Source organism: Paludibacterium flexuosum, assembly GCF_037076605.1.
In the GTDB taxonomy this organism is placed as follows: domain Bacteria; phylum Pseudomonadota; class Gammaproteobacteria; order Burkholderiales; family Chromobacteriaceae; genus Paludibacterium.
The window spans coordinates 3,393,193-3,406,426 of the sequence record NZ_AP029060.1; the positions used below are offsets into that span (position 1 = coordinate 3,393,193).

The window sequence follows — 13,234 nt, forward strand, 5'->3', positions numbered from 1 at the left end:
GACCGATCCTGGAAAATGAACCAGATTGAATATTAGGTCGTATTACCCTTTTGTCATTATGGCTTCCCATAAAAAAACCCGGCCAGAGCCGGGTTTTGTGCTGGGCAGGGCGGGAATCAGGCAAAGGCCAGTGCGCCGGTCAGGTCGCCAGGACCCTGGGTGCCTTGCGCCGCAAAGGCTTCGTCGCGCATCTTGATGCCTTCCAGCTTGGGCAGGTCAAACACGCGGGTGATCAGGCGCAGGATCGAGGTCGTGTCGTAGAAGGTGTGGTCGACATGTCCCTTGCGGGCAAACGGCGAAATGACGATGGCCGGAATGCGCGAGCCCGGGCCGAAGCGGTCACCCTTGGGCGGGGCCACGTGATCCCACCAGCCACCGTTTTCGTCATAGGTCACCACGACCACCATGTTCTTCCATTGCGGGCTCTTGCGCAGGTAGGCCAGGACGTTGGCCACGTGACGGTCGCCCGACTCGACATCCGAGTAGCCGGCGTGCAGGTTCAGGTTGCCTTGCGGCTTGTAGAAGCTCACTGCAGGCAGCTTGCCGGCTTCGATATCTGCCAGGAAGTGGTTGGACACCGGGCTGTCACCCAGGCCGGCATCGCGCAGGTGCTTGGCGCGTGCCGCGGTGCCCGGGGCATAGCGTTCGAAGTAGTTGAACGGCTGGTGGTGGTACTGGAAGTTCGGCTGGTCCGGACCGCCTTTGCCATCCAGCGCCGCTTGCCAGGCACCGCTGTACCAGGCCCAGCTGACACCCTTGGCCGACAGCAGGTCGCCGATGGTGTCATGCTTCTGCGGTGGCAGGGTATTGGGGTTGTTCGGATCGGCCAGTGCCGGATCGCCACCGCTGGCCGGCGGGATGTAGCTCGGCTGGTAGGGTGGGGCCATGGTGTTGATGGCATAGCCATCCGGCGAAATGGCACCATTATTGACGAATTTCGGCACGCCACCGAGCGCCGAGGCCGGGCTGTCGGCCGCCAGTTTGAGGCGGGTGCCGGTCGGACCGTCTTCCAGCACGGCAATCTTGCCCTTGGCCGGGCTGTTGGCAGCGTTCGGGTAGAACGGGGCTCGGGCACAGGCCAGGAACTGGTGGTTCAGGAAGGAGCCGCCAAAGGCCGCCATGAAGAAGTTGTCGCACAGGGTGTATTCCTGGGCGATTTTCCACTGGTTGAGGTTCTTGGCAGTTTCGCTGTAATAACCCATCACCAGGCCGCCGGAATCTGCCCAGGCCGCAAAGCCGTCATTCTTGCCGCCGTTGATCTGCATCTGGTTCTGGTAGAACAGGTGCCAAAGGTCACGGGTGATGACCGCCTCGGGCAATAGTTTGCCTTCGGCATCCTTGAGCGGGAACGGGGCATTGGGCAAACCGGTGATCTTGTCTTCACCGATCATGTAGTACTTGCCGGCAACAGTCTGGCCCTTTTGCACCAGTCCGCCCCAGATTTTTGGCAGGGTGGCCAGGGTGGTGCGGCCATCCCGGTCCTTCTGCTGGTAGGCTTCGGCCGGAACTGCCGACAGCGGGTAGCGTACGCCGGGGAAATTACCGAACAGATTGTTGAAGCTGCGGTTTTCCAGATAGATCACCACGATGTTCTTGACGTGACTCTTCAGCTTTTTATCCAGTGCCCCACCGGTCAGAACCATGGGCGCCGCGTGGCTGGCGGCGGCTTCGGCCCCTTGTGACCACACGGTCGGCATGACGGTGGCGACACTCAATGCCGCGGCCGTCTCGAACAGTTTGCGACGTGATGGGTCTGCGGGCTGATTGTCGGTTTGGATTTGATCTTCTGGCTTCGATGTCATATGCATGGACTCCGGATTTGCCTGGGTTGGCGATGGGTAGATTATGTCACTTAAGTAGAAGTGACCTCTACGAATGGTCAGTGTTATTTATCCGGAATAGTGTAATTTGCTTTGATTACAGCAATATGCAAGTGTCCATGCCTGTGGTATTTCAGCCAATGCTAAACAAGCCTGCTTCTCAGTCCTGGATCTTGCCGCGCAGTGCCTTGATCTCGCCACGGCGACTTTTACCTTCCAGCCGGCGCTTTCTGGCGCCAAGCGTCGGGCGTGTGGCATGGCGGGTCTTGGGGGTGGTGGCAACGGACTCGATCAGTTCGATCAGGCGCTGGCGCGCTTCCAGCTTGTTCTGCTCCAGGCTGCGTGATTGCTGTGCCTTGATGATGATGGTGCCGTCACGGCTGATGCGCTGGTCTGACAGGGCCAGCAACCGTTCTTTCAGGATGGCGGGCAACTGGGCGGCGTGGATGTCGTAGCGCAGGTGGACGGCATTCGAGACTTTATTGACGTTCTGGCCGCCCGCGCCCTGGGCACGGATGGCGCTGTACTGCAGGTCGTTGTCGTCGAGGGTAAAGCGGATCATGGTGGGTTCCGGCATTGGCTGACCGCATGATAGCACTGTCGGGAGAGCGCTGGTTTTATGCGTTTTTTATCTGCTCTTCCCTAAGATGGGCAGGTCGCTGCAACAGTGCGGCATGACAGGATCGGAGAGGACCATGGGTCTTTACATGCATTTATTGAATCAGACCAAGCCGCGGGAGGAGTCCCGTTCACAGGCCGATGCGCTGATTGCGCCATGGGCGCGTCGGCAGCGCATGTTGCTCGGACGCTATCTGGCCCTGACCCGACCACGTCGTGGTCGCCTGATGAGCTGGTGGCGTCGACGATCCGGTTGTGCGGCGGCTGGTGCGCAGAGACCGGCCGAATGAGCGATAGCCTTCCTGGCTGTCTGCAGACAAAGCCCCCATCGGGGGCTTTGTCATTTGGGACAGACATGTCGTGTTCAGAGAGGCATTGATGGGGAGGCGCCATTGTCCAGCGAGAAGGCCCAGCGCTGGGTGCGGCGCGTATGGGGGCGCGGTCGGCTCAGGCGGGTTTTCTCCAGCCGGTACAGCCCGATCCCGCTGCGCGTGTCCTGCGGATGTTCGCTGCATGGCCGGTAGCCCTGGCCAAGAAACCATTGCAGTGCCCTGATATTGTCGGCGGTGATGTCAACGGTCAGGTGCGGTCGTTGCAGAATGTGTGCCGCTTGCTCGGCGGCTTGCAGCAGGCCGGAGGCGACGCCACTGCGCTGCCAGGAGGGGTGGACCGTCAGGTTGAAGATGCGGCTGCGACGGCTGTCGCGGCGAAACAGGAGCAGGATATAGCCGCGGATCTTGCCATGGAATTCATCGACCAGCGTCAGGGCATGACCCTGGGTCAGCAGATGACGCAACTGGTTGCGGGCCAGGCGTTGATGGGGCTGGCGGGTCCATTCCAGCGCCAGCAGCGGGGCGATGTCAGCCGGCAGGGCCGGCCGGATGCAGGCTTGTTCGGTGATGTTGGCGGGCAGATTGGCGTCGGCGATCACGATCTTGCGCTCCCTTGGGTGTCAGTGATGTCAAGGTAGCCGAGCACATATCAAAAAGGTGTAAAAAGCCTGGCGGACATGAAAAAACCCGCGCAAGCGAACTTGCGCGGGTCGTGACAGTACTTGCCTTGCGGTACGGCTTATTCCGGACGCAGGTGCGGGAACAGAACCACGTCGCGGATCGAGGCCGAGTCGGTCAGCAGCATGACCAGACGGTCGATACCGATACCGCAGCCACCGGTCGGGGAGAGGCCATACTCCAGCGCACGCACGTAGTCGGCGTCGTAGTGCATGGCTTCGTCGTCGCCGGCATCCAGCTGCTTGACCTGCTCCATGAAGCGGGCTGCCTGGTCTTCCGGGTCATTCAACTCGGAGTAACCGTTGGCCAGTTCGCGACCGGTGCAGAACAGCTCGAAGCGTTCGGTGATGCCTTCGAACTTGTCGGAGGCTCGTGCCAGCGGGGAGACCTCGACCGGATAGTCGATGATGAAGGTCGGGTTCCACAGCTGGCCTTCCGCACATTCTTCGAACAGGGTCAGTTGCAGGCTGCCCAGACCTTGCGCACCCGGCAACTTGCCGCCCAGGCGCTTGATCTCGGCCGCTACCCATTCCGGATCATTCAGCTGGGCATCGGTGTATTGCGGGTTGTACTTCTTGATCGCCTGTACCGTGGTCAGACGCTCGAAGGTCGACAGGTCGACGGTCTTGCCCTGATACGGAATCTGCAGCGTGCCGTACAACTTCATGGCGCAGTCCTGGATGATCTTCTCGGTCATTTCCATCATGCGATGGTAATCCGAGTAGGCCTCGTAGAACTCCATCATGGTGAACTCGGGGTTGTGACGGGTACTGATCCCCTCGTTACGGAAGTTGCGGTTGATTTCGAACACGCGTTCGAAGCCACCGACGACCAGACGCTTCAGATACAGTTCCGGCGAAATGCGCAGGAACATCGGCATGTCGAGCGCGTTGTGGTGCGTCTTGAACGGCTTGGCCAGTGCGCCACCCGGGATCGGGTGCAGCATCGGGGTTTCCACTTCGAGGTAGCGTTCACCAATCATGATCGAGCGGATGTTTTGCACGATCTGCGAGCGCTTGAAGAACACGTCGCGCGACTCCTGGTTCATCACCAGGTCAACATAGCGTTGACGGTACTTCTGCTCCTGGTCGGTCAGGCCGTGGAACTTGTCCGGCAGCGGACGGATGGCCTTCGACAGCAGGCGCACCTCGCTGGCACGCACCGTCAGCTCACCGGTCTTGGTGATGAACAGCGAACCCTTTACCCCGAGGATGTCACCGATGTCCCAACGCTTGAAATCTTCGTAGGACTCGGCCGGCACGTCGTCGCTGGCGACGAAGATCTGGATCGTGCCGGTGAAGTCCTGCAGCGTGGCGAACGAAGCCTTGCCCATGACACGTTTGAGCATCATGCGACCAACGACGGCGACCTCGATCTTTTCGGCTTCCAGCGCATCACCCGGTTTACCAGCGTGTTTCTCCTGCAGATCTTTGGCAAACGCATTGCGTTTGAAATCGTTCGGATAGGCGACGCCTTTTTCGCGGATTGCTTTCAGCTTCAGGCGGCGCTCCGCCATGATTTGGTTTTCGTCCTGAATCGCAGATGTTTGTTCGTGTTCAGACATAAAAGCTCCATTAGCTACTTGATGAGGAAGCCGCAATCGATGCACCAGGGGGTAGATGTGCGTCGGGAGGTGGGCTTCCCTTGCTGCCAGCCGGGGACCATCCCCGGCTTTTTAAACGCCTTGCTTCAGGCTGGCCTGGATGAAGTCATCCAGATCGCCATCCATCACGGCTTTGATGTTGCCAACCTCGTGACCGGTGCGCAGGTCTTTGATGCGCGACTGGTCGAAGACGTAGGAACGAATTTGATGTCCCCAGCCTACGTCGGTCTTGGTGTCCTCCAGCGCCTGCTTGGCGGCATTGCGCTTTTTTAGCTCAAGCTCATACAGCTTGGCACGCAGCATCTGCATGGCTTCGTCGCGGTTGCGATGCTGCGATCTATCGTTCTGACACTGTACCACAATGCCAGTGGGGTTGTGGGTAATGCGCACAGCCGAATCGGTTTTGTTGATGTGCTGACCGCCCGCACCGGATGCGCGGTAGGTATCCACCCGGAGATCCGCCGGATTGATCTCGATCTCGATCGAGTCGTCGACTTCCGGATAGACGAAGACTGAGGAGAAGGAGGTGTGGCGACGGGCGTTCGAATCAAAGGGGGACACCCGTACCAGGCGATGTACGCCGACTTCGGTGCGCAGCAGGCCGTAGGCATACTCGCCCTCGATCTTCAGGGTGGCGCTGGTGATCCCGGCGACTTCGCCTTCGGATTCTTCCAGCACATCGACCTTGAAGCCCTTGCGTTCGGCAAAGCGGGTATACATGCGCAGCAGCATGCCGGCCCAGTCCTGGGCCTCGGTGCCGCCGGCGCCGGCCTGAATGTCGAGGAAGCAGGGGCGCGGGTCCATCGGGTCGCTGAACATGCGGCGGAATTCCAGCTCGGCCAGACGGCTCTCGATGCCCTCCAGGTCAGCCTGGACCGCCAGGATGGTGTCGTCGTCGCCTTCTTCGCGTGCCATGTCGAACAGGTCGCGGCTGTCGCTCACGCCGGCGTCGAGGGTTTCCAGCGTCAGAACCACGTCTTCGAGCTGCTTGCGCTCACGGCCCAGGTCCTGGGCCTTTTTCGGGTCGTTCCAGATATCCGGATCTTCGGTCAGGCGTACGACTTCTTCCAGCCGGTCTTTTTTGCCAGCGTAGTCAAAGATACCCCCGGATATCAATCAACCGGGTAGCCAGATCTTCCATCTTGGCCGCGATCTGGTTCAGAACTTCTGCTTCGATCATGCTCAACCACTCCAAATAAATATCCAGAAACTCTAATGATAGGGCATCAAATGCAAAGCGCACCCCGGGGGTGCGCCTTGATCGACTGCCGGTCAGGCCGGCGGACGGTGCGGATCAGCCAAGCAGCGGCAGGATGGCTGCGCGCTCTTCTTCCAGTTCGGTCTGGGTGATGGTCATCCGTTCGCGGCTGAATTCGTCGATTTCAAGACCTTGCACGATCTTGTAGTCGCCATTTTCGCATACAACAGGGAAGCCGTACATCAGGCCTTCCGGAATGCCGTAGGAACCATCGGACGGGATGCCCATGGTGACCCATTCGCCGTTGGTGCCGAGCCACCAGTCACGGATGTGATCGATGGCGGCATTGGCGGCCGAGGCGGCGGAAGACAGGCCGCGTGCCTCGATGATGGCTGCGCCGCGCTTGCCGACGGTCGGCAGGAAGACGTCACGGTTCCACTCGTGGTCGTTGATCAGTGCCTTGACGCTCTGGCCATCGATGGTGGCAAAGCGGTAGTCGGCGTACATGGTCGGCGAGTGGTTGCCCCACACTGCCAGCTTGCGGATCGACGACACCGGCTTGCCGGTCTTGCCTGCCAGTTGCGACAGGGCACGGTTGTGGTCAAGACGCAACATGGCGGTGAATTGGCGCGGATTCAGATCCGGTGCGCTCTTCATGGCGATGTAGGCGTTAGTGTTGGCCGGGTTGCCGACGACCAGCACCTTGACGTTGCGGTCTGCGTGATCGTTCAGCGCCTTGCCCTGCACGGTGAAGATGGCGCCGTTGGCTTCCAGCAGGTCCTTGCGTTCCATGCCTTTCGAGCGCGGGCGGGCACCGACCAGGATGGCCACTTGCGCATCCTTGAAGGCGACGTTCGGGTCGTCGGTGGCGACCATGCCGGCCAGCAGCGGGAAGGCACAGTCTTCCAGCTCCATCATCACGCCCTTGACGGCGGTCTGGGCTTGCGGGAGGTCGAGCAGTTGCAGGATGACCGGTTGGTCCTTGCCGAGCATTTCGCCGCTGGCGATGCGGAACAGCAGGCTGTAACCAATCTGGCCGGCGGCGCCGGTGACGGCTACGCGTACGGGGGCTTTCATATGACTGACTCTCCTTTGTGTGTCCGTTTTTGGTGCTGCATTTCGTCAGATGCCTGAGTGTAGCACGCAGAATTGGCCATGTGTTCGGAAATGTCCTATTGTTGCAAATGTCTTGGCCTGAAACTTATGTCTTATATAAGACTTCTCTTTACGCTTGATTTGTTTGGTGATAAAAAGACGGGGATGATGAGAAACACGCTGCGGCGCCTGCCGCTTTATGCACAAATCAAGTCGGTTTTGATCCGGCGCATCGGCGAAGGCGAATGGCAGGCCAACCAGGCACTGCCCAGCGAGTGGGAACTCGCCGCGCAGCTGGATGTGAGTCAGGGGACCGTTCGCAAGGCGCTGGGTGAACTGGTGGCACAGGGCATCCTGTATCGCCGCCAGGGGCGCGGTACCTTTGTCGCCGATGTTGCCAGCGATTGGGGCGAGGGCTGTCTGGTCACGCCGGGTCTGCTGGACGAGAAGCCGGATGAGCTGGGGCTGGAACTGCTGGGCTGTTCGCGCGGCAATGCACCGGAAGAGGTGGCGCGTCTGCTGGGGTTGCGGCGCGGTGCCCCGGTGATCCGGGTGCGGCAACTGTGGCGCCTGCGTGGTCTGGCCGTGGCACTGGACGATGTCTATCTGCCGGCCGAGCCGTTTGACGGCCTGGATGCGCGCTGGATCCGTCAGTGCGGTGGCGGTGTGTATGTGGCCCTGCAGCGTCGTTTCGGCGTGCGTCCGCGGGTAACCGCCGCTCAGCTGCGCGCCGTGATGCTTGGCCGCGAAGACGCGGCCCTGCTGGGGGTGGAGCCTGAGCAGCCGGTGTTGTCCATGCTGCGTGTGTCGGCCTCGATGGAGGGTGAGCCGCTGGAGTGGCGGCAGCGAATCTGTCTGACCAGCGCTTTGGCTTATACCACAGGGCGGGGTGTGTAATCCGGGCGTCAAGCGTCCGCATTTGCTAGAATTCATCGGTCATATTGCCGACGGCTGTCGGCGATGGGCCTGAAGTGGAGTCTCAGCCGACCGTTGCACAAGAGTTGGCGGACTCGGGCGGCCCCCGGCTACGGGGCCTGTCGAAACAATTGCTCAACAAAGTGGAAAACCAAATGCAGAAGCAAAGACCCAAGCATCTGGATGTGGGCAAGATCAGGCTGCCGGTTCCCGGCATCGTCTCGATCCTGCATCGGGTCAGCGGCGCGGCGCTGTTCCTGTTCTTGCCGGTCCTGATCTACCTCCTCCAGGGCTCGCTGAGCTCGGCTGAATCGTTCGATTCCTTCCGTTCCCTGATTGCCTTCCCTCTGGTCAAGCTGGTGCTGATCGGCCTGTTGTGGGCCTTCCTGCATCATGCCATCGCCGGCATCCGTTTCCTGTTTCTGGATATCCATAAGGGTGTCGAACTGGCTACGGCGCGCGCAACCGCCAAGACCGTGCTGGTTGTCAGCCTGGCCCTGACTGTGATTCTGGGGGTGGCAGTATGGTAAATCGCATTGTTGTCGGTGCCCGCTACGGGCTGCGCGACTGGCTGATGCAGCGCATTACCGCGGTGGTGATGCTGGCTTACACGCTGGCGCTGGTGCTGTTCCTGCTGGTGATGCCGTCCGGCTTCGAGGGCTGGAAATCGCTGTTCACGCATGGCTGGGTGCGGCTGCTGACCCAGGTGACCCTGCTGGCACTGGCATTGCATGCCTGGGTGGGCGTGCGTGATATCTGGATGGACTACGTCAAACCGGTCGGCCTGCGCCTGACGCTGCATGCGCTGACCATTCTTTGGCTCGTGTCCTGTTTCATCTATTCCGTCAAGGTAGTCTGGGGGCTGTAATGGGCGTACCCGTTCGTCGATTTGATGCAGTGATTGTTGGCGGCGGTGGCGCCGGTTTGCGTGCCGCGCTGCAACTGTCCGAGGCAGGTCTCAAGACTGCCGTTCTCTCCAAGGTCTTCCCGACCCGTTCGCACACTGTGGCGGCACAGGGCGGGATTTCCGCTTCGCTGGGCAATGTTCAGGAAGACCACTGGCAATGGCATATGTACGACACCGTCAAGGGGTCGGACTGGCTGGGCGACCAGGATGCCATCGAATTCATGTGCCGTACCGCGCCGGATGCGGTGGTCGAGCTGGAACACTTCGGCATGCCGTTCGACCGGCTGGAAAACGGCAAGATCTACCAGCGGCCGTTTGGCGGCCACACCCAGCACAACGGCAAGACCCCGGTGCAGCGCGCCTGTGCGGCCGCCGACCGTACCGGTCATGCCATGCTGCATACGCTGTATCAGCGCAATGTGCGTGCCAATACCCAGTTCTTCGTCGAGTGGATGGCGCTGGACCTGATCCGTGATGCCGAGGGCGATGTGGTTGGTGTCACGGCGCTGGAAATGGAAACCGGCGAGATCTTCATCCTGCACGCCAAGGCGGTGCTGTTCGCCACCGGCGGTGCCGGTCGTATCTATGCCGCGTCCACCAATGCCTTCATCAACACCGGTGATGGCCTGGGTATGTGCGTGCGTGCCGGCCTGCCGCTGGAAGACATGGAATTCTGGCAATTCCACCCGACCGGCGTCGCCGGTGCCGGCGTGCTGATCACCGAAGGGGTGCGCGGCGAGGGCGGCATTCTGCTCAACGCCAATGGCGAACGCTTCATGGAACGCTACGCGCCGAACCTGAAGGACCTGGCGCCGCGTGACTTCGTGTCGCGCTCGATGGAGCTGGAAGTGCTGGAAGGCCGTGGTTGCGGTCCGCACAAGGATCACGTGCTGCTCAAGCTCGATCACCTCGGTCCGGACATCATCAACCAGCGTCTGCCGGGCATCCGCGAGATTGCCATCAAGTTCGCCGGCGTCGATCCGATCAAGGAGCCGATCCCGGTCATCCCGACCTGCCATTACATGATGGGTGGCATTCCGACCAACTATCGCGGTGAAGTGGTGGCGCCCAAGGGCGACAATCCGGAAGCGCGCGTCAACGGTTTCTATGCCGCCGGTGAGTGTGCCTGTGCCTCGGTACACGGTGCCAACCGTCTGGGAACCAACTCGCTGCTTGACCTGGTGGTGTTCGGCAAGTCGGCGGGCGACAGCATGATCAAGTACATCCGCGAAGAAATGCCGACCTGGAAGGATCTGCCGGCTGATGCCGCCGATCTGTCGCTGGCACGCGTGGCGCGTCTGGACAGTCAGACCGGGGGCGAGGAAGTGGCCGAAGTGCGTACCGCCATGCAGCGTACCGTCCAGTCGCGCGCCGGTGTGTTCCGCAATGACGCCAACCTCAAGCTGGGCGTGGATGAAATCGCCCAGGTGGCGGATCGTGCCCGTGTCCTGCAGATCAAGGACAAGTCCAAGGTCTTCAATACCGCGCGCGTTGAGGCGCTGGAACTGGAGAACCTGGTCGAAGTGGCCGTGGCCACGCTGGTGTCTGCCGAGGCGCGCAAGGAGTCGCGTGGTGCCCATGCCCATGACGACTACCCGCACCGCGACGATGAAAACTGGATGAAGCACTCGCTGTACTTCGGTTCCGACCGCAGCCTGAGCTACAAGCCGGTCCATACCAAGCCGCTGTCGGTGGATTACATTCCGCCGAAAGAACGGACGTTCTGACCCGGAGCCCAGACATGAAGAAAATGCGTTTCTCGATCTACCGCTACAACCCGGAGACCGATGCCAAGCCTTACATGCAGGACTACGAGGTGGAAATCGGTCCGAAGGACATCAAGCTGCTTGACGTGCTGGTCAAGATGAAGGCCATGGACGACACCCTGTCGTTCCGCCGTTCCTGCCGCGAAGGCATCTGCGGTTCGGACGGCATGAACATCAACGGCAAGAACGGCCTGGCTTGTCTGACCGACGTGGCCAGCCTGTCCGAGCCGGTGACGCTGCGTCCGCTGCCCGGCCTGCCGGTCATTCGCGACCTGATCGTCGACATGGCCCAGTTCTTCAAGCAATACCATTCCATCAAGCCCTATGTGGTGAACAACACGCCGGCACCGGAACGCGAACGTCTGCAGTCGCCGGAAGACCGCAAGGAGCTCGATGGCCTGTACGAGTGCATCCTGTGCGCCTGCTGTTCCACGTCCTGCCCGTCGTTCTGGTGGAATCCGGACAAGTTTGTCGGCCCGGCCGGCCTGCTGGCGGCTTACCGCTTCATCGCCGACACCCGTGACGAGATGACCAGCGAGCGTCTGGACAATCTGGAAGACCCGTACCGGCTGTTCCGTTGCCATACCATCATGAATTGCGTCGATGTCTGTCCGAAGCATCTGAACCCGACCAAGGCGATCGGCAAGATCAAGGACCTGATGGTGAAGCGCGCGGTATGAACCAGATCGATGCCACCGAAAAGAAACGGATTCGCTGGCGCTCGCGCCGGGGACTGCTCGAACTCGACATCGTGCTCGAGCGGTTTCTCGCCCGCGGGTTTGACGATCTGACGCAGGCGCAGCTGGCGGACTATCGCCGCCTGCTGGAGCTGGACGACAACGATTTTCTGGATGTCGTGAACGGCAAGGCCGATCTGGACGATGCCGCGCTGATGGCCATCGTGCATCAGCTGCGCGCTGTCTGACCGCGTAGGGGAAGGCCGTCCCTGCGGGGCGGTCGAAGGGCTGCAAACAAAATCATCATAACAACTGGGAGTAATAGCTGTGGAAACCAACCGCAAAGTGACGCTCACGTACAGTGAAGGCAAAGACAATCTGGAGCTGCCGGTTCTGGCCGGTTCGCTGGGGCCGGATGTCGTCGACATCCGCAATTTTGCCAAGACCGGCATGTTTACCTTTGACCCGGGCTTCCTGGCGACGGCCAGCTGCGAATCCAAAATCACCTTCATTGACGGCGATCTGGGCCAGCTGTACTACCGTGGTTACCCGATCGAACAACTGGCCGAGCACTCCGACTACCTGGAGTGCTGCTATCTGCTGATGAACGGCGAACTGCCGACCGCCGAGCAGCGCGCCGAATTCAACAACACCATCATGCACCACACCATGGTGCACGAGCAGCTGTCCAGCTTCTTCAAGGGTTTCCGTCGCGACTCGCACCCGATGGCCATGATGGTCGGTGTGGTCGGTGCCCTGTCGGCGTTCTACCAGGACAGCCTGGACATCTCCAATCCCGAACACCGCAAGGTGGCCAAGTTCCGTCTGATCTCCAAGATCCCGACGATCGCAGCCATGTGCTTCCGCTATTCGATCGGCGCACCGTTCATGTACCCGCGCAACAACCTGTCGTACAGCGCCAACTTCCTGCACATGATGTTCGCCACCCCGTGCGAGCCGTATGAGCCGAACCCGGTGCTGGTGCAGGCGCTGGATCGCATCCTGATCCTGCATGCCGACCACGAGCAGAACGCCTCGACCTCGACCGTGCGTCTCGCCGGTTCGAGCGGTGCCAACCCGTTTGCGTGTATCGCCGCCGGTATCGCCTGCCTGTGGGGCCCGGCGCACGGTGGTGCCAACGAGGCGGTGCTGAAGATGCTCGACGAGATCGGTACCGAAGACAACATCGAAGAATTCATCCAGGGCGTGAAGGACAAGCGTTACCGCCTGATGGGCTTCGGTCACCGCGTGTACAAGAACATGGACCCGCGCGCCAGCATCATGCGCGAAACCTGCCATGACGTCCTGAACGAGCTGGGCCTGCATGACGATCCGAAGTTCAAGCTGGCGATGAAGCTGGAACAGATCGCGCTGAACGACCCGTACTTCGTCGAGCGCAAGCTGTACCCGAACGTCGACTTCTACTCCGGCATTGTGCTGGCTGCGCTGAATATTCCGGTATCGATGTTCACCGTGATCTTCGCCCTGGCCCGTACCGTGGGCTGGATCAGCCACTGGGACGAAATGCTGTCCGATCCGCAACAGAAGATTGGTCGTCCTCGCCAGCTGTATACCGGTGCACCGCGCCGCGACTACGTGCCGGTCGACAAGCGCTAAACGCAGGC

At 60.8% G+C, this 13,234-nt stretch carries 14 protein-coding genes; 8 read left to right on the forward strand and 6 right to left on the reverse strand.

What is annotated here, in order from left to right:
* Nucleotides 1–116 precede the first annotated feature (116 nt).
* Nucleotides 117–1,802, reverse strand: coding sequence for an acid phosphatase (locus AACH39_RS16120; protein ID WP_215777581.1), 1,686 nt, complete (start codon nucleotides 1,800–1,802; stop codon nucleotides 117–119).
* 178 nt (nucleotides 1,803–1,980) lie between these two features.
* Nucleotides 1,981–2,382, reverse strand: coding sequence for an alternative ribosome rescue aminoacyl-tRNA hydrolase ArfB (gene arfB / locus AACH39_RS16125; protein WP_252346080.1), 402 nt, complete (start codon nucleotides 2,380–2,382; stop codon nucleotides 1,981–1,983).
* A gap of 145 nt (nucleotides 2,383–2,527) precedes the next feature.
* Here arfB and AACH39_RS16130 point away from each other — a divergent pair, with 145 nt between their 5' ends.
* The gene (locus tag AACH39_RS16130; protein ID WP_338620575.1) at nucleotides 2,528–2,728 is read left to right on the forward strand and encodes a hypothetical protein; all 201 of its coding nucleotides are present in this window, start codon (nucleotides 2,528–2,530) and stop codon (nucleotides 2,726–2,728) included.
* A 74-nt stretch (nucleotides 2,729–2,802) separates the two neighbouring features.
* On the opposite strand, the gene AACH39_RS16135 is transcribed toward AACH39_RS16130, so the two are convergent.
* From AACH39_RS16135 to AACH39_RS16150, 4 genes are all read right to left on the reverse strand, one after another.
* Entirely contained in the window at nucleotides 2,803–3,369 is a 567-nt protein-coding gene (locus AACH39_RS16135; protein ID WP_338620576.1) for an N-acetyltransferase, read from the reverse strand.
* 140 nt (nucleotides 3,370–3,509) lie between these two features.
* Nucleotides 3,510–5,012: a lysine--tRNA ligase gene (lysS, locus tag AACH39_RS16140; protein ID WP_215777572.1), complete on the reverse strand. Its 1,503-nt coding sequence runs from the start codon at nucleotides 5,010–5,012 to the stop codon at nucleotides 3,510–3,512.
* Nucleotides 5,013–5,123: 111 nt separating this feature from the next.
* A protein-coding gene (gene prfB, locus AACH39_RS16145) for a peptide chain release factor 2 (RefSeq protein ID WP_215782722.1) occupies nucleotides 5,124–6,228 on the reverse strand; the annotation gives its coding sequence in 2 pieces (ribosomal slippage) (nucleotides 5,124–6,146 and nucleotides 6,148–6,228; 1,104 coding nt in all).
* 117 nt (nucleotides 6,229–6,345) lie between these two features.
* Complete coding sequence (locus AACH39_RS16150) at nucleotides 6,346–7,326, reverse strand: malate dehydrogenase (RefSeq protein ID WP_215777570.1); 981 nt, start codon at nucleotides 7,324–7,326, stop codon at nucleotides 6,346–6,348.
* A 183-nt stretch (nucleotides 7,327–7,509) separates the two neighbouring features.
* Here AACH39_RS16150 and AACH39_RS16155 point away from each other — a divergent pair, with 183 nt between their 5' ends.
* From AACH39_RS16155 to gltA, 7 genes are all read left to right on the forward strand, one after another.
* Entirely contained in the window at nucleotides 7,510–8,241 is a 732-nt protein-coding gene (locus tag AACH39_RS16155) for a GntR family transcriptional regulator (protein WP_215777568.1), read from the forward strand.
* Nucleotides 8,242–8,414: 173 nt separating this feature from the next.
* Nucleotides 8,415–8,789, forward strand: a complete 375-nt coding sequence (sdhC, locus tag AACH39_RS16160) for a succinate dehydrogenase, cytochrome b556 subunit (RefSeq protein ID WP_215777565.1) — start codon at nucleotides 8,415–8,417, stop codon at nucleotides 8,787–8,789.
* Complete coding sequence (sdhD, locus tag AACH39_RS16165) at nucleotides 8,783–9,127, forward strand: succinate dehydrogenase, hydrophobic membrane anchor protein (RefSeq protein WP_215777563.1); 345 nt, start codon at nucleotides 8,783–8,785, stop codon at nucleotides 9,125–9,127. The genes sdhC and sdhD overlap by 7 nt, the downstream gene beginning before the upstream one ends.
* Nucleotides 9,127–10,893 carry a succinate dehydrogenase flavoprotein subunit gene (gene sdhA, locus AACH39_RS16170; RefSeq protein ID WP_215777560.1) on the forward strand — a complete coding sequence of 589 codons (1,767 nt, stop codon included), beginning with the start codon at nucleotides 9,127–9,129 and terminating at the stop codon, nucleotides 10,891–10,893. The genes sdhD and sdhA overlap by 1 nt, the downstream gene beginning before the upstream one ends.
* 14 nt (nucleotides 10,894–10,907) lie before the next feature.
* The gene (locus AACH39_RS16175) at nucleotides 10,908–11,612 is read left to right on the forward strand and encodes a succinate dehydrogenase iron-sulfur subunit (RefSeq protein WP_215777557.1); all 705 of its coding nucleotides are present in this window, start codon (nucleotides 10,908–10,910) and stop codon (nucleotides 11,610–11,612) included.
* Nucleotides 11,609–11,857: a succinate dehydrogenase assembly factor 2 gene (locus tag AACH39_RS16180; protein ID WP_215777555.1), complete on the forward strand. Its 249-nt coding sequence runs from the start codon at nucleotides 11,609–11,611 to the stop codon at nucleotides 11,855–11,857. The genes AACH39_RS16175 and AACH39_RS16180 overlap by 4 nt, the downstream gene beginning before the upstream one ends.
* 79 nt (nucleotides 11,858–11,936) lie before the next feature.
* Entirely contained in the window at nucleotides 11,937–13,226 is a 1,290-nt protein-coding gene (gltA, locus tag AACH39_RS16185) for a citrate synthase (protein ID WP_215777553.1), read from the forward strand.
* The last annotated feature ends 8 nt before the right edge of the window (nucleotides 13,227–13,234 follow it).

Coding starts and splice junctions, on each gene's coding strand:
- sdhA (WP_215777560.1), top strand. CDS start 9,127: ATGGGCGTACCCGTTCGTCGATTTGATGCAGTGATTGTTGGCGGCGGT.
- AACH39_RS16130 (WP_338620575.1), top strand. CDS start 2,528: ATGCATTTATTGAATCAGACCAAGCCGCGGGAGGAGTCCCGTTCACAG.
- sdhD (WP_215777563.1), top strand. CDS start 8,783: ATGGTAAATCGCATTGTTGTCGGTGCCCGCTACGGGCTGCGCGACTGG.
- AACH39_RS16180 (WP_215777555.1), top strand. CDS start 11,609: ATGAACCAGATCGATGCCACCGAAAAGAAACGGATTCGCTGGCGCTCG.
- arfB (WP_252346080.1), bottom strand. CDS start 2,382: ATGATCCGCTTTACCCTCGACGACAACGACCTGCAGTACAGCGCCATC.
- AACH39_RS16175 (WP_215777557.1), top strand. CDS start 10,908: ATGAAGAAAATGCGTTTCTCGATCTACCGCTACAACCCGGAGACCGAT.
- AACH39_RS16120 (WP_215777581.1), bottom strand. CDS start 1,802: ATGACATCGAAGCCAGAAGATCAAATCCAAACCGACAATCAGCCCGCA.
- AACH39_RS16155 (WP_215777568.1), top strand. CDS start 7,510: ATGATGAGAAACACGCTGCGGCGCCTGCCGCTTTATGCACAAATCAAG.
- sdhC (WP_215777565.1), top strand. CDS start 8,415: ATGCAGAAGCAAAGACCCAAGCATCTGGATGTGGGCAAGATCAGGCTG.
- lysS (WP_215777572.1), bottom strand. CDS start 5,012: ATGTCTGAACACGAACAAACATCTGCGATTCAGGACGAAAACCAAATC.
- AACH39_RS16150 (WP_215777570.1), bottom strand. CDS start 7,326: ATGAAAGCCCCCGTACGCGTAGCCGTCACCGGCGCCGCCGGCCAGATT.